The sequence below is a fragment of the Dyadobacter chenwenxiniae genome, assembly GCF_022869785.1.
Lineage (GTDB): Bacteria > Bacteroidota > Bacteroidia > Cytophagales > Spirosomataceae > Dyadobacter > Dyadobacter chenwenxiniae.
The window spans coordinates 3,561,557-3,577,627 of record NZ_CP094997.1 but is presented as its reverse complement, the minus strand read 5'-3'; the positions used below and the strand labels follow the sequence as shown (position 1 = coordinate 3,577,627).

Here is a 16,071-nt window from a genome sequence, read left to right as displayed (position 1 = left end):
CTGATTTATGTCACAAAAACATCTATACCTTCCAAAGCTGATCACGGGAGCAGAAATCAGCGAGCCCACCTCAGATGCACTCTGGGAAGATAAACAGCGCAGAATAATCACCGATATAGGCAATGGGATCGAAATAGACGAGTCGGCCCAGGCGAGGGGCGTTTCATCCATTCCGGACATTTACGCAAGACCGCTCACGTTCCAGGGCGCTCTCAGTTCCGAGAAGCACCCGCTCCGCGACCGCATTGTGCAGGAATGGAAGGGATTACTGAGCTTGCTCGCATTGCACAGCGTAAAGCCTGACCTGGGCAAACTGCAAATATCGCCGGTGATTTTCAACGACGAAAAGTTTTGCCGGGCGCTGGTTAACCTGGCACCGAAGCCCATTGAGCTCCAATCGAATGGAACATTATATTCCTGGACGGACATTCTGATCATCAAGTTTGGGGACATTCCGATCGGGGCGTTTTCTCCGGCCACCATGGTTTATACATCAGCCGATTACAATCGGAAACTAAAAGACTTGCGTGGATTTTCGCTGAAAGACAGTGAAGGCTATCTGCGCCCGCCATTGAAATACGAAGGGCTGGAATATGTGGGAAAATGGCTGGAAGATTTCCTCGACAAGTTCAATCGCATTGCACAAACCAATGATACCCCGTCGCAAGGGCATGCTTACATTGGCGATATCAACAAGTTGCTAGCCGACTGGCTTAAAGAAATAAAACAGGAGCTGGGTGTTGCGCAGGACAAGATCATCCAGTCCGCTAAGGTGAAAGTAGCCGAAGAAATGCCCGAGGCGATACGGAGAAACCCGCCTGCATTTCTTTCACGATATGAAATTTACCAGCACATTCTTACCCCGCTGGTGGAAGGCGACGTAGATGGTGAAAGAAATAAATCGGATTACAGTCTCTCTATGTCCCGGAACAAATCGGGTTATCTTGAAAACAAATCGGGGTATAAAGAGGTGGTGGTTATTACGCCTTCACTGCTGTCGCAAAACAAAACTTTATGGGATGGTCTCACACCGAGGGAATTGGGAGATGATACCCATTCGCTGGTTAGTAAATTTTTCAATGAAGAGTCAGGTGTTTTTATCAATAACATCAACATCAAGAACCACGATTCGATCTGGATCAGGCCGGAGCTCTACTTTCTGACGGATACTTTGTTGAAAAATAAGACCGATGATGACATTCTCAATACCACAGAAGCCTTTCTGAATGGCGACGAAACTGAATTTATCCTGCCGTTCAAGAAAGAAATTCTTTACTTTTTCACACCCGAGGATATTCAGGAAAAATTGAAGCCACGTTTTGTAAAAACGGACGAAAAAGTCGTTTTCTCATTTTCCCTGCCTTTGATCGACGGGCAACGGGTGGAAATTAAAAAGACATTCAGGACTGCGCAATCGGGTCTTCAAAAGGGAGAAGGCGAGATTATCGAAGTAGAAGTGCCCGTTCTTGAAATCTTTCCCGACTATCTGGGAGATTTCTGGTGCCAGTATTTTATGCTTTGTTCCAACATTGATTCCTTCAAAATCGCGCCGCTGAATTTCGCGGAAAACATAATCGTTTCCCAGAAAGAACAGAAAATTGAATCCAACCAGGACAGGGAAAAAGCAGAGATTATCCGGATTTCTGGATATAATTCTTTCCCGGAAGCAGTTTCTATCAACAGTTCAAATCGCGGCAACAATGCGTATGGTCTGGTTTTGCTGAGTAAAAACCCGGATGTGGAAGGAAAACAGTTTACCAATAAATGCATTGTAGGAGTCGACCTGGGAACATCCAATACCAACATCTACCGCTATACCAATGAAAATGCGAAAAGGTGGGTTTTCAGTTTTTCCAAATATGTGAGATCCATTTTGAATTCCGATCCGCAATCGGCAGGAGGAAACAGCAACCAAAAAAAGGAAAAGTCGAAAAGGGAAAAAATCACGCGGGCGTTTTTTGTTCCAACCGAAGACCAACATCTGCCGATACCGACATTGCTGAGGATTTTCAAAGCTGGTATCACCAAAGATATCCTGCTCGACCAGTTCATTTATTTTCCCAACGAGCCTCAGTATCCCAATTACGTTTTTACGGATGTGAAATGGCACGAGGATACCGCGGGAATGATTGCATTTATCCGATCCACCATTTTTCTGGTAATTATTGATCTGTTGCAAAACCGGGTTGGAAAAATTGAATTCAGGTGCACTTATCCCAAGTCTTACTCAGATGACAAAGTCCGGGCAGTGAAAAGGGCCTGGACCGAATCACTCGAAAAATTCGTGCACGTGGCAGACGAGGGTGAAAAGAATGTTCCAGACGGAAAATTCATCTGGGGGGAAAGGCGGCGATTCGACGAGTATGAAGGATATTACAATATCACCACTAAAAACAATGGGAAAATTATCATTAACACAAAACCCAGCTTTACAACGGAGGGAATTGCCGCTGGCGAGTATTTTTCCAGTGACCATATCAACAACGATGGCACCAGTCCGGCTAATAAAGAAGATGGCGCACTTTGTGTGGATGTGGGCGGCGGCACGACCGATTACAGCATTTGGTTTAACAGCAAAATAAGGCTCGACGCGTCGGTAAAACTGGCCGGCACACAGATAGCCAACTTGCTGAAAAACAACTCCCGGGTACGCGACCTGTTATTTACCGATGATTCAGCCAATGCGCTGAACGAAGTTAAGGAGGATTCGCTCCTTTTCTTTTCCCGGCTCAACTTTGTACTCCGGAAAGAAGAAAAACAAATTGCCTCCAATCTGAGCAACAACGCCGGCAACCGGGATATTGCCTGGCTGCGACGCATTCTTGCTATCGAGTTCGGGGCGCTATCATTTTATGCGGCGCACCTTTGCCTGGCTGTGGACGAATTTCTGGAATCGGGACTTTCCAAACGCGCCAAAGAGAACATATTCAAACTGCACTGGGGTGGAAACGCGGCCAAATTTATCAATTGGATCGATTACGGCCGTTACGAACAGGATGGTATCGCATCAAAATTCCTGAATGGGATATTTGCCAATACGATCTACGACAAAAGCATAGGCGCCAGGGGATTTTTACCTTTGAAACTCGGTCAAATCCAATCTCCGGGGCATAAGGACGAAGCATCAGGCGGCATTGTGGTAATGGAAAATGTCCCAGCGCCTGATGGCCAGTCTGCTGACTCACCCGGCGGGTTGATATTACTTGAAGATGATTTTTCGAGTAAAGACAGACTTGAAGGAGTCATACTAGGCGAACGTATAAACATAGGCGGCAGTAAATTCGAACACTATCAGGTAATCAATAAAAACGACTTCTTCAACGAAGCCAGAAGTGTTTTTGAAAGCACTGAACTGGTGCAGTTGGAAAGGTTTGTGCATCTGATCAACCAGGTAGGACTGAAAACCGGGCTTTTCCCGGAAGGCGCCCAAATCAATTTATCGCTCGAAGAGAAGCTTTCCATCAAGCAACGGGTGAAAAATGAACTGGCCCGCCAGGCCCAGCGTGGCCCGGACGAACGGGACGTTGAGCCGATTATCATCTTGGAGATCAAATATTTGCTAGACATATTAAGCCATAAAATGAAATGATCCCACGCGTAGGAATCGATCTTGGAACTACTTTTTCTTGTATGAGCTACATTGATGAACAGGGAATTCCGGTAATCATCAAAAACAGCGACGGCCAGGATACCACTCCGTCTGTGATCTGGTTTGACGGCAAGGTTGCATATGTTGGAAAAAAAGCAAATGACAGGAAACTACAGGCGAATTCCCCGGTTTACGAGTTTGTAAAAAGGGATATTGGAAAATCTGTATCGAACCGGTATGTGATCGATGGATTTGATTATGGTGCAGTCGGAATGTCAGCGATTATTCTCAGAAAGCTGAAATACGATGCTTTTTATTTTTTCAAAAGGAAAGCGTGGCTGTCGCCCGATGATACTTTGCAAAACCTTGTGATACCCGCAGTGATTACCGTACCCGCCTATTTTCGCGACAAGCAACGGCACGAAACAAGGCTGGCGGGCATTGCTGCCGGGTTCGACGTGATTGCGATCGTCAACGAACCGACTGCTGCTGCACTTACTTATGGTTTTGACCTGAACGAAACGAAACGGATCATGGTGTTCGATCTGGGCGGAGGTACTTTTGACGCGAGCATTCTGGAAATTGCCAAAGGAAATGCAAAGGTGATCGCCTCCGACGGTGCCGACCAGCTGGGTGGAAAAGATTGGGACAAAATCATCAAAGACTATCTTTTAGCCGAATTTGAAAGGCAAACAGGCAAGGAAGTGCCCGACGACCTTTGCTGGGACATCGACAGGCATGCCAATGAAAGCAAGATCAATCTCACCGAGCAGCCGGAGATCAGTGTCCTTTTGAATGCGGAAGGAAATGTTGCTGAACTGACCTTGTACCGGGAGCGCCCGGCGGGAAGCGGCGACGTGCTTACGGATTTCATACTTGACGATGAAAATGAGGATGGCGGTTTTTATTTCGAGGAACGAGCACAGGACCTGTTGGCTATCTGCAAAGCGATCATGAACAACATGCTAGATAAAGCCGGTTTTACCTGGAATGATATCGATGATATCGTTCTGGCAGGCGGCTCTTCCAGGATGCCCATGATCTCCAAAATGCTCGAACAGGTTTCCAGGAAGAAAATAAGGCGCAGTATCTCCGGATATAGCTTTGATACCGCTATTTCACAGGGCGCCGCCATTTACGGGAGAAATCGTGAGCGGGTTATCGATGTCACTTCCAAGTCAGTGGGAATTGAAATGCGCCAATCGGGCAAAATGATCATTGAACATTTGATCAAGAAAAACATGCCGCTGCCGGTCAGTATCACCGAAACATTTCCCGCAGAAAAGAACACGACTTTAAAGATATACGAGGGAGAAGACAGCACAGACCCTGAACATTGTTACCCGAGAGGCAAGTTGCAACTCGAAAATCCGGCCGGAAAGGTGGTGGTAGGTTTAACCATCGACGCATTCGGCATCATCCACGCGTCTATTGATTCCAATGGAACCAAGGCTGAGTTGAGGATTCAATCAGAAGAAGGTGAGATTGATATTGTAGAGCTGAAAAGCAAAATCGAGGCAATTGACCTAAGAGCATAACAGATATGGAAGGTTCAGAAGATAAGATAATCCCCGGAGAGAATTCCAGTTTCTCACCCAGCCAGAAAGTCATTCCCGGTGGGCAGAACGCGACTTACGGAACCAGCAAAGTGCTTCCTGGCGAAGATGCGCCTCTTGAAAAACCGGGCAGTAATGCGCCGCGGCCCGCGCCTGAGGCAAGTCCGACTGACATAAAGCAGCTCATTGCTATGTCAACAAGCAAGGGCGGATTGAAAGTCATTCCGCCGGATTTTGAAAATAAGAATGGTTCATGGAGCAGCATTACTTCAACCAATCCATTCGAAATCTTGTACCTGGATTACAGGCAGTACAAAAGCATTACCCCGGAGATTGTGCAGAACAATCACAGGATCATTGCGGAATTCTGGGCGGATAAATTGCTGATCATGAACCGGGGCGCGCGCGATCAGATTGAGAAAAAATACACGGCGGCCGTCGTAACCGGCGCAGAAAAAAGGCTTCAAGCGGCATTTAACAAATTAAAAACGACCGCCAGCCTGGAACTTACCTTTCAGCAGGTAGACGAAAAGAGGCTCACCGACGGTTTTGCAGCTATCGCGGATTTGATTGATTTGTCGGTTCAGGACGGTGATATTACCGAAAATAAGGCTAACGTCATTATCACAAGAGGGTTAAAAAATGGCCTGGAAACGCACGAAATTGAACGTTACATTATTTCTGTTATTCAAGAAAAAGGATTTAACCCGAGAGCAGAAAAGCCAGACGAAACGCGTCCGTTTAGAAACCTGTGGATGACAGACGTAGCCTGGGCAGCCTACCAGAAAAGGGCAATTATAAGGGTAGAATGGCTGGACGAATACGCATCATCATTGGAAGAACTGGGCGATATCACATTTAGGAAAAAGGAGAAATCCGAATATTTTCTCAGGGACACCAATTTCCTGCCGCCGCTTGTAAACAAACTGACAGACAGCGCATCCAGAACTGCCGAATTTCAGCGGATCATTCAAGAAGAAAAAGATGCCGAAAAAAAATACCTGAAAATCCTCTACCATTTAAACCCTGCATTACCTTTCCGGTTTCGCGGCACGGGCTTTACCGAGGTTGATCAGCTTTTGGAGCATGCCTGTGAAAAGCCAGAATCATTTTGGGAAGCTGCTGATTTTTTCTCGAAAGATTATCTCCAGATATGGCTCAGTGAGTCTGCACCGCAGGTTATGATGCTGGCCCCGGAGAAAAGGGACGCGATCGGCTTTCTGACTTTCCTGTATTCTGTTAATAGAAATTATCCCTTTTATCTCAACAATAATAAATTTCTTAGCCCCGAAGACCTCGCGCGTTCTATGAAGACCAACCAGGCGATGTGGGTCAATGTAGCTCAGCATATGGAGAACGGGTATCTTCCGGTCTGGTTCAAAGCAATCGGCAGATCTGATATCAACAGCAGGTACAATACCCACCTGGAATCCATAATCGGCTCGGGGTTGTATGATGCGAAAGAATTGAAGCTGGCCGCGGCGCAAACGCTGATACTCATCATTGACTCCTCTGTTACTATACCCACCATCACTGCCGACGTCAAACAGATTACATTACCAGAGGTGGAAGGCGGGAGCGTGGTAAAGTCTGCCGTCAGGTTAAGGATACAGAATCATGCATTCGTAAAAGCAACAGTAAAACTCGACACCCAAATCGAAGGCATTACGATTAGTGAGAGTGAACTGACATTCAACAGCTATACCCACGACTCAGAAAGGGAGGTGTTTGTTACCATAAACTCAGCCCAATTAATCAAAGACAGACCTTACTCCCTGAATCTTTTGATACAAACGTCTTACGGCATTGTTGATATTCCGATCCAGATCAAAGTCGTTTTCCCGAAAAGAGCCGTGACAATCAAGCTGGCTCAATATGGCGCAGCAACCGCACTTTATTTCGGATTATTCAGGTATCTGTTGAGTCTGCTTCTAAACTATGACGATTGGCTGGTGGGTTACAGCTATGTGACCGGGAATTACCCTTTTCTGGTATTTCTCCTCTTTGCAGGCTTTATTTCAGGAGGTGCTTATTCTTACAAACTGGTCAAAAAACTTGAAAAAATTTAGGACATGAAAAAGAAAAAATCTTATTTCTGGCCCATTGTATTATTAGTGGTCGTTTTCTCTCTGATGAGCGATTTCCTGGCGAGGATCAGTTCAGCATTTTTCCTGCCTGTTGACAGATTGCTGTTCATTTCCCCCAGCATATCACCCGTCACCATGTGGGCGTTTCTGGGGATGCTGCTGGGGGTAGTATACGGATCTTTTGTAGCGATAAAAAAATTTCGGCTTGATAGTAAGCTGATCGTGATACCCGTCGGAATAGCGATCGTTATGATCAACTTAATGATCCTTTTGTCATGAATACGGCCAGCTGCTTGTCACGAATATGTGATTTCATGGAATGAAATCACATATTCGGAAGCACAACCCAATAAAAAGTAACGACCCTTCGTCTCTTATCATTTTTCAAGACCTCGTCCGGGAGTCCAGGCGGGAGTTCTTCACCTCTTCCCAGCGTTTGCACGGATATGTCGATCAGGTTTGCGTGTTCCTTTTTGCGATCAGCAATGATCCGTTCGAGAAGCTGCCGGACGGCATCAGCCCGCAGCTCCGACAACTTGCGGTTGAGGTCGGGCTGGCCCGGCTCCGTGATATTTTCCGATTGCGAGAGTCTGGCTGCAAGATCCTTGTATAATGCAGAACCCGGTTCGACCGCGGTAGCATCAGAATATCCGGTAACGATGATTTGTCCTTTCAGACTATTGAAGGCATTCTTATATTTATTTGCAAAAACGTACAGTTTTTCAACCACAGGACCAAACAACCGCGTTCCCTCTCTTACCTGCTCCCTGATCAGCCTATATTCGCCCGGCCTGAACAAAGCGCCGATCTCAGACTTGGAAAAGGTTTCACTTCCCAGAAAGTCGACAATCACTTTCGTTTTCTCTTCCATGATCCTGAGGATCTCAGCTGACTCGAACACAGTGCGACTTGCATTAGCCAGGATTTCTGCCTCCTTTTTATCTGTCTTGTCGTTTTCAAAGTCCCTGATATCTTGTTGTGCGGCTTCCAGTTTTCGGGTAATTTCATGAATCTTCTTACGTTCCGAATTCACGTAGTTTTGGATATCCACATTCGTTTCATGATTGATCTGCCGGGATGAGTCGGCCCTGTTCGCATTGTCGGAAACCCTTTCCAGCATGATGAGTGCATTTTGTTGAGATTCCAATGCTACTTTCAGGGCCAATGCCGATTGAGACGTCGCGACGCTTTTTTTTGCACATTCGGTCAGCAAGAAAATCATCATAAATCCGGTAATTGCGAGAAAGACCCGAGGGTGAATTACAGAATGCATAGAGGAGTTAAGTAAGGTCGGGTTCTATAATGGATTAAAAATTAAAGCCAATCGGCCACAACAGCAAGTTAATTCTAAATATTTGGCAAAAAACTGGTGCTAGGAAGATGCCATTATAAAATGAAGTATCCGCCGGTTGCAGGAAGGCGGGTTTAAAGTACATTTTTACTGTTAATTTTTTAGTTTTGGTAAAGACTTTCCATCAAACCTCCTATGAATAAGCTGTTTGCTCTTCTTATCATTTTCACTATCCCTTGCAAGGCACAGCAGACGGACCGGATCACCTGGAAATTGTTGTTTGAGATTCATGATGCACAGTCGGGTGTTTTGAGAGAAGCAAAGATTAGCAACCGCTTATTTCAGCGAATGTCTGCAAAATCGAACATTTGGCGCAGGAACAGAATTGATAACACTGATGGGACTGATCATCAATGGACCGAAGAAATCCATTTGAACTCCTCAAAACCTGAAACCGTTATTTTCGTTACCAGCGAACCTGCGGAATTTGACCGACTGGTTAAGTCTCTTACCGATCAACAAGTGGGCGCGGGTGAAGGTCAGGGCTTTGCGTCGCTGGAAGCACGGACTTTCGCCAGTGGGAGAACAATGTCGAGTTTTTCAAAGAGTTCACGTTTGGTGGAGGTGCTGTCCAACAATAATGCAGGTACCCAGGAATGGATTTTTCAATTGTCCAAAACAGCACCGGCAACTCCTACTCCTACAAAGGACAAAACTCCGCCGGTGATTTCCATCATTGAACCGAAAGAGGCACAAACCAAGTCGCTTGTTGAAGTAAGATTGAGCAGGATTTCTGTCAAAATCAAAGTATCTGACGGCAGCGGGATCAAATCTGTTGTGATGGATGGAAAACTGGTAAAACCGGACGTAGACAGCATATATAGTCAGGTATTTACGCTCCCGCCCAATTTGTCTCAAAAAACGGTAAAAATTGAAGCAATTGACAATCCAGGGAACGTAGCTTCGGCCCTGGTAACACTTAAATCCAAGTTGCCGGAACCCATTACTGCCAGTGACGAGACCAATTTTGAAGACATTGCTCAGGGTCGGTATTACGCCTTGATCATTTCGGTTCAGAGCTATCAGCCTGGCATCCGGCCGCTTAGCAATCCGCACAAAGATGGGGAGGCACTGTCCAAGGTGCTTTTACGCCGTTATAAATTTAATGCTGGCGATGTTTCCATCCTCAAAGACCCAACTGTTGCCGAACTTGGGCAAGCGCTTGAAAAGCTCAAAGCCACTCTGACGAAAAAAGACAACCTGCTGATCTTCTTCTCTGGGCACGGCGAATGGGATGAAAAAATCGGACAGGGATACTGGCTTTTAAAAGATGCCGAATACAAAAACCAGGCGACCTGGATTTCCAACTCAACGGTTAAAGATTACATCCGCGGGATCAATTCGCGGCATACATTACTGGTAACCGATGCTTGCTTTGGAGGGAGTATCTCATCTAAAAGTGCTGACGACACGGCCGAAAAGAAGATCTATAAATTGCCCAGCCGCATCGCCATCACTAGCGGAAATCTGGAACAAGTACCTGACAATAGTGTCTTTATGAAGTATTTTTTGGAAAGGCTGCGTGAAAACGAGAGCAAATACTTGCCGGCACTCGCGTTTTTCAGTTCTTTTTACACGGCGGTGATCAGCAATTCAGGAGAAAATACGCCGCACCAGCCTCAATACAGCCGCATTGATAACACCGGTCATCAGGGAGGAGATTTTATTTTTACCTTGAAATAAGGTTTCAAACATAGCACGGAGGATCAAGATGCGAATCGCAACCGGGCGCCCATGCGTAAAGCCCGGCTAAATTGCCAGGCAGTACGTTACTCAACCGTCCTTATTTTTTTAAGAAGAGCTCGCGTTCTCCGTCCGTAGCTTTTTCAGCAACATTGCCTTTCCGGTTAGAAGCTATCCTGAATGTGCCGCCTGATTCGGAGAATGCGTCGCTGTCGTAAAAAGCCCTTCCGGTATTGTTTGGAATCAGGTCATCATTAACGTTGCCGTAATTGTCTATCATTATAATCGCGTTCTGTATGTTTTTGATCCCGGTCGGAGATAACTCTCCGGAATATACTTCCAGCATCTTAAACCTGGAACTGTTGTAAGTGTGCTCCCCCTCCGTTACGATAAATACCGTAAAGAAATTACCTTTTCCCGCTATATACGCCCCATTCTGACCAATTGAAGTGGTGCGGAGCTCACCGGAAAAATTGTAACCTTTATTATCCAGGGATATGGTAAGCTTTTTCTCATCCTGATTGTAAAGTTTTATTTTATAATCATCGAATCGATGGCCCACCTTATAATTATCGTTTGGCACTTCGGTCATTGTCATGATCAGCGGAGATAGCCAGTAGGTACCGTTTAATAAAGGTGGTTTTGTACCCTCGTTCACTTTAATGCCCATTTCTCTTATTTTATCAATCGTCTCTTGGGGGATATTACTGCGAATTGCTTCGCTGAAGGGTTCGTCAGGCTGCGGATCATTGTTTTTGCAGGCCCCAAAAGTCAGCGCGATTCCAACGATAAGTAGCAGACGAAGGCTGAATAATTTCTGAGATAAAGTTGCAGTTTTCATAAAGTCAAAAAGTTAAATTGGATGGTTGATTTTGCTTTCGTTAATTCATCGTACGACCCTATCGATTTTCACACAATGCATAAATTTTTTTTCAATCGCTTTTTACTATTTTCTGATTCTGCCTATTAAGTAATAAGTAAGTCGCTATTTCAAAATCTGCGTCTGAATTCGCTTTAACATTGTTGGATAATGCGTGAAAATCCCGTGGATGATCCGATACAGTGAGAGGCTAGGGGAGAGGAAGCAAAACTCTTCAGACTTAAAAAAAAGAATGCGGTTCTCGCATAGATTAGACTATGAATCAGTATTTTTTGACTTAAATAACCTCCTTCTATTTATGAGTACGGAAAAGCCGCCTTGTCCCGAATACAATACGGATGCAGAACTGTTAAAAGATTTTCTTGAAAAACTTGACAAGGCATATACTTGCCTGCTTTTTATATGTTATCGCAAGATCATTCCGAGCCTGAAAAGGAAAAATTTCCAGATAGAAAAGGATGTGGAAGATATTGTGATGAATGCGCTGACGGAAGTCGTTATGAAAACAGAAGTGTACGGTTCATTGAAGAAATTATTGTGGACTGTGAGCAGCATGCGGTTGATCGACTGGATCAGAAGATTCTCGTCCTATGATGCTGACGGAGAGGTTATCGTCAGGGAGAATACAACCGACAACTGGGGCGTTTTTGAATCGCTTTTCGTACAGGCAGACCCGATCCTGGACATCGAGTTCGAAGATGAATTCAGGTCTTTTCGTACGACACTCAACGAGCGGGAGGAATTGCTTCTGCGGCTACTTTCCGAGGGTAAGACTGAGGAAATGATTGCTACAATGATGGATTTGAAACCCGGGTACGTAGATAATCTCAAATCGAGTGTTAAAAGAAGCTACCTAAAATTTTTCGATGTGCGAAAATAAAAGCGGATCGGTGTGCGAATTGTCAGTTGAATTTTAAAAACAAAAGTTCTCAAAGTGGAAAATTTAAGCCGGGAAGATATTAAACAAATTCACCTTTATCTGCATCATCTGATGGAGCCGGAAGAGCGTGAACAATTTGAGTTAAAAATAAAATCAGATAAAGCGTTTGCTGATGAAGTAGAAATTCAGCGGATCGCCCAAATGTACCGTTTTACAAAAATCAAGGATCATCTTGCGGGCCTACGAGACGAGATGATTGCTAATGGACAGCTTTCCGATGAAAAGGAGAGCTTACCTCTAAAAGAGCTCCCGCTGCTGGGCCGTAAGGCCGACATCAATTCGGAAACAAACGTAATTTCACTTTGGCCCAAAAGACTTGCAGCCGCAGCATTGATTATTGCAATGCTGGGCTTCGGAACCTGGTATTGGTACAACCAGAACAATACGGGCGATGAGATTGCTGACGGCATTAAGAAGGAGCAGAAAAAAGACAAGGTAACCCCGATTAGTCCGACCGCCGAAGACATGGTAGCCGTATTCATTGGCGAGGCCTCACAACCAAGGGAGAATGTGCCTCCAAATTTCAAAAAGGCAGTTGGCGCATTTGAAAACCAGAAAACCGATGAGGCGATCAGAATGTTGCTGGACAAAAATATAAGCCAGCCACCCAAAGGATCAAAGGGTGAATATGGCGCTAGTCAAAAAGGTCCGAAAGCGGATCCTGTTCTGGAATCGTACCGAAAATTTTACCTGGGGATCAGTTACTTGTCCAAAGGCGAGCCGGCGAAAGCATTAACCTACCTGAGACAGGTTAAGGCGCCATTGAAGGATGAAGGACGCTGGTACATGGCATTGGCATATCTAAAAAATAGCGAACCTGCCAAAGCCAGACCGCTACTGAGGTCCATTAACAGCGACAGATCTTCCAAGCATGTGGATGAAGCTGCACAATTACTAAGGGAGTTGAAATAGATTACTATGAAATCATTGGAGCTGCTTCTTTCTATTTTGCTTGCGATCGCTGCCGGGGCGCAGGAAACTTTGCAAGGGCAGAGCCTGGAAATCAATGATTCTGTTTACAATTCAATCGAATCCGCCAACATGCTCTACGGAGCTGCGCTTCCGGAGGGAGCTCCGAAAAATTTAAGTTTGCGAATGTACTGTCCCCTAGCTCCTGTTACGGCTTCGGGAGGACTAATCTGGACGGCCGCAATCAGCAAAGCGATGAGCATAATGTTGGGATACGGTAAACAGTGGAGCCGGGAGCAGGTCGAAAACCAAGCCTTTTCACCGTATTTTTTATTTGATATGCTGCCAAAAGTATCAATTGAAAGTTGCGGGCTTCATAAGGAATGGATAAAACAAACGCAGGATTTGCTTGTCAACATTGGAAATGTCAAGTTGACTAAATATAGTCAAGGCGCGGCTGACTGCCACAATAAACCATCGGAACTACTCAATAAGGTCGACCGCTATCTGATTCGTGCAATGACCAGGCTCTTTGTTAATAATCCCACGGATGATCTTGCGAGCATTGGTCAGAAACAATTTGTCATCAAACGCTGTCTTGGCCGGAAGCACCCGGTTGTGTTGTGTATAATGGCCGACGAGGGCTTTGTAAATCTTAAAACGGACGTTTGGGCACCTGGTTCCGGTATGAAAAGCCTTCAAACGGTTGTGGTAACCGGATATGATGACCAGCGGCAGGCATTTGAAATTACGCATCCGATTGGTAAGAATTGGGGAAAAGGTGGTTTTGCCTGGATCCGTTATGCTGATCTTGGACATGCAAAGTATGCATTTGAATTTACAATGGAAGACCGTCCCGTACTCGCCCGTGAATCAGAAAAGAACATTGCCAGGCATCAAAAATCCAACACTGGTACACATATTCCTGATAGAAGTGTACTATATGGAACATTGGTGCTAAATTCAGTCAATACAGAAGGAAATTACATACCTGTGGCGCTAACCAGCCACCCTGCAGGTTACTATGAACCCGACAGACGCTACGACGTGCTTTCTCAGTTTCAATTGCTGGGTACTGGTGCCGCGAAGAGTTATGTATATGTTTTGGGCGTAGATCCCGATGGAAAAGCACAGCTGCATTACCCGCATCAAAAAGAATATAAAGAAGATTCTCCCCGAATATCGTCAGCGATGTTGTCCGAAGCCCAAAGCCAGGTTGTAATCCCTGAGCCGATCCTGACTTACGATGTGAATGGAAATCAGATCCGAAAGGAGCAGGTATTTATCAAAGAACGTCAAGGAACTGATTGGTTGGCAGCAATTTTTAGCAATAAAAAGATGGACCGGGAAATCACGATCCTGATTCGGGAGCTGGACGGGCATAGTACTGATTTTCTATCGCGCTTTCAACAAGTCTTTGGCAAATACCTTACGCCAAAATCAATGGTAAACTTTGAAAAAGACCACATGAAATTCAAAAGCAGCCCATTGCCGGATGCGTCACTAGTTCCAGTTATTTTAAAATTAGAGGGCAACTAGAAAAACCGATGCGATCAAAAAAAATAAAGATGAAGCTTACCCCTTATTTTACTCTCCTGGCAACTCTTGTGTGTTCTGTAGTAATAGCGCAGGAACAACAGGGGTTCGGGTTGATATTTGACGAAAAGAATTTTTCACTAATTCCGAGAATGCCCGAGCAGACCTCTGCGACAAAAAGCCTGGGAAACATTGCATTGCGAAAAGATTTATTGCAATATGCGCCCAGCCCTGCCGCACAGGGGGCGATTCAAAGCTGTGTTTCCTGGGCAACTGCTTACTATGCCTATACCATCCAGTATGCCGTTCAACATAAAATAACAGACCGGTCGGAGATTGATAAGATCGCACTCTCAGCCATGTACCCTTACAAAAAGTTACGCCCTGGTTGTGAAGGAGGTATGGATATCTTTGAGATTGCGGATTACATGAAAAAGCAGGGAAACATTCCCTTTAAAGAATTTTCTATAAACGCTTGTAGTGGCAAACTGCCGTCCTCAGTATCACCGATTTTCCCTATCATAGATTATCAGGCGGTATTTGACTACAAAAAGGATCCTGGGAACAAGGGAGTACAAGCCATATTGCAGGCGATTGCTTTCAATGACTTGCCCGTGATTGTGGGCATGGAAGTAGGGGATGTTTTTGCAAAACTCAATGAATCAAAAAACCATTATGACCCCAAAAAAGAAGGAACGAAAAAGTATGGTCACGCTATGACGGTAGTCGGCTATGATCTTCCCAAAAAAGCATTTAAAATTCTGAACAGCTGGGGGGAAAAGTGGGGCCAGCAGGGCTGCTTTTGGATCGGGTTCGAAGATTTTTCGAGGATTGCCAAGGCAGGAATCATCTTGATCCTACCCGAAGAAGTGACCGAGGCAAAGGCTGAAACAGGCGGTATGACAAAAGTTGGCGGAGTATTCGGTTTTCAATACCTGGACGAGAAAACAAGCGATTTTGTACGGGCCAGCCCGGCATATTTGAGTAATGGTGTTTATGAACTCAACAAAAAAGACTGGAAGGTAGGCCAGGCATTTCAGCTCCTCACCAATAATGCCCGCAATGGTATGTCCATGTGCGTTTTCAGTATTAATAGTAAAGGGAAGTCGACCGTGCACTGGCCAAGGGATAAAGATTTTGGATTAGGAACGGGAGACAAGCTGCCTGTCAGGGGTTTCGATATGGTTATCCCTTCGCCTGAAAGCGCCTTACTAATTGAAGAAGTCGGCTCAGATTACTTATGTGTCTTTTACAGCAATCAGACCTTGATGCCTCATTTACAGGGCATTCTTGAACGTATTGAAAATGGTAAAGGAGATATTCCGTCACGTATCCGTGAGAGCCTTGGCAGCAAATTGATGAACCCTACAAGTATACGTTACGAAGCCAAAGAAATGCGTTTTTCCGCGGCAGGGAATGAAGGAGACACAGTTCCTCTGATTTTGAAAATTGAGTCTGTGAAATAAAAGAGTTGTCATAATGCGAACCGCATAAATGCCCTGCCCCGCCAAGTGCTGGCCAGAACGCGCCAGAACTTCCA

11 protein-coding genes are annotated in these 16,071 nt (G+C 45.3%); 9 read left to right on the top strand and 2 right to left on the bottom strand.

The genetic code is table 11. The features are described 5' to 3' along the window. Window positions 1-7: 7 nt before the first annotated feature. From MUK70_RS15210 to MUK70_RS15195, 4 genes are read left to right on the top strand one after another with little or no spacing between them, the layout of a single operon-like run. Entirely contained in the window at window positions 8-3,589 is a 3,582-nt protein-coding gene (locus MUK70_RS15210) for a hypothetical protein (protein ID WP_234653448.1), read from the top strand. Further along, window positions 3,586-5,127 (top strand): Hsp70 family protein, encoded by a 1,542-nt coding sequence (locus MUK70_RS15205; RefSeq protein ID WP_234653447.1) that lies wholly within the window; start codon window positions 3,586-3,588, stop codon window positions 5,125-5,127. Before MUK70_RS15210 ends, MUK70_RS15205 begins: the two co-directional genes overlap by 4 nt. Window positions 5,128-5,132: 5 nt before the next feature. Then, window positions 5,133-7,214, top strand: a complete 2,082-nt coding sequence (locus tag MUK70_RS15200; protein ID WP_234653445.1) for a hypothetical protein — start codon at window positions 5,133-5,135, stop codon at window positions 7,212-7,214. Between the two features lie 3 nt (window positions 7,215-7,217). Next, on the top strand, window positions 7,218-7,511 hold the full coding sequence (locus tag MUK70_RS15195; RefSeq protein ID WP_234606369.1) for a hypothetical protein: 294 nt from the start codon (window positions 7,218-7,220) through the stop codon (window positions 7,509-7,511). A gap of 46 nt (window positions 7,512-7,557) precedes the next feature. On the opposite strand, the gene MUK70_RS15190 is transcribed toward MUK70_RS15195, so the two are convergent. Beyond that, on the bottom strand, window positions 7,558-8,457 hold the full coding sequence (locus tag MUK70_RS15190) for an OmpA family protein (RefSeq protein ID WP_234606370.1): 900 nt from the start codon (window positions 8,455-8,457) through the stop codon (window positions 7,558-7,560). A 261-nt stretch (window positions 8,458-8,718) separates the two neighbouring features. Between MUK70_RS15190 and MUK70_RS15185 the strand changes: the two genes are divergently transcribed. Further along, window positions 8,719-10,266 (top strand): caspase family protein, encoded by a 1,548-nt coding sequence (locus MUK70_RS15185; RefSeq protein WP_234653443.1) that lies wholly within the window; start codon window positions 8,719-8,721, stop codon window positions 10,264-10,266. 100 nt (window positions 10,267-10,366) lie between these two features. Here MUK70_RS15185 and MUK70_RS15180 read toward each other — a convergent pair whose 3' ends face one another. Further along, entirely contained in the window at window positions 10,367-11,107 is a 741-nt protein-coding gene (locus MUK70_RS15180; RefSeq protein ID WP_234653441.1) for a hypothetical protein, read from the bottom strand. Window positions 11,108-11,444: 337 nt separating this feature from the next. Here MUK70_RS15180 and MUK70_RS15175 point away from each other — a divergent pair, with 337 nt between their 5' ends. The 4 genes from MUK70_RS15175 to MUK70_RS15160 are packed head-to-tail and all read left to right on the top strand — an operon-like array spanning window position 11,445 to window position 15,997. Next, window positions 11,445-12,026 carry a hypothetical protein gene (locus tag MUK70_RS15175; RefSeq protein WP_234653439.1) on the top strand — a complete coding sequence of 194 codons (582 nt, stop codon included), beginning with the start codon at window positions 11,445-11,447 and terminating at the stop codon, window positions 12,024-12,026. A gap of 54 nt (window positions 12,027-12,080) precedes the next feature. Further along, entirely contained in the window at window positions 12,081-12,998 is a 918-nt protein-coding gene (locus MUK70_RS15170; protein WP_234653437.1) for a tetratricopeptide repeat protein, read from the top strand. 6 nt (window positions 12,999-13,004) lie between these two features. Then, window positions 13,005-14,534, top strand: a complete 1,530-nt coding sequence (locus tag MUK70_RS15165) for a hypothetical protein (RefSeq protein WP_234653436.1) — start codon at window positions 13,005-13,007, stop codon at window positions 14,532-14,534. Between the two features lie 29 nt (window positions 14,535-14,563). Next, on the top strand, window positions 14,564-15,997 hold the full coding sequence (locus tag MUK70_RS15160) for a C1 family peptidase (protein WP_234653434.1): 1,434 nt from the start codon (window positions 14,564-14,566) through the stop codon (window positions 15,995-15,997). Window positions 15,998-16,071: the final 74 nt, after the last annotated feature.

Excerpts from the sequence above, each read along its gene's own strand:
- MUK70_RS15210 (WP_234653448.1), top strand. The coding sequence starts at position 8 with ATGTCACAAAAACATCTATACCTTCCAAAGCTGATCACGGGAGCAGAA.
- MUK70_RS15205 (WP_234653447.1), top strand. The coding sequence starts at position 3,586 with ATGATCCCACGCGTAGGAATCGATCTTGGAACTACTTTTTCTTGTATG.
- MUK70_RS15200 (WP_234653445.1), top strand. The coding sequence starts at position 5,133 with ATGGAAGGTTCAGAAGATAAGATAATCCCCGGAGAGAATTCCAGTTTC.
- MUK70_RS15195 (WP_234606369.1), top strand. The coding sequence starts at position 7,218 with ATGAAAAAGAAAAAATCTTATTTCTGGCCCATTGTATTATTAGTGGTC.
- MUK70_RS15190 (WP_234606370.1), bottom strand. The coding sequence starts at position 8,457 with ATGATGATTTTCTTGCTGACCGAATGTGCAAAAAAAAGCGTCGCGACG.
- MUK70_RS15185 (WP_234653443.1), top strand. The coding sequence starts at position 8,719 with ATGAATAAGCTGTTTGCTCTTCTTATCATTTTCACTATCCCTTGCAAG.
- MUK70_RS15180 (WP_234653441.1), bottom strand. The coding sequence starts at position 11,107 with ATGAAAACTGCAACTTTATCTCAGAAATTATTCAGCCTTCGTCTGCTA.
- MUK70_RS15175 (WP_234653439.1), top strand. The coding sequence starts at position 11,445 with ATGAGTACGGAAAAGCCGCCTTGTCCCGAATACAATACGGATGCAGAA.
- MUK70_RS15165 (WP_234653436.1), top strand. The coding sequence starts at position 13,005 with ATGAAATCATTGGAGCTGCTTCTTTCTATTTTGCTTGCGATCGCTGCC.
- MUK70_RS15160 (WP_234653434.1), top strand. The coding sequence starts at position 14,564 with ATGAAGCTTACCCCTTATTTTACTCTCCTGGCAACTCTTGTGTGTTCT.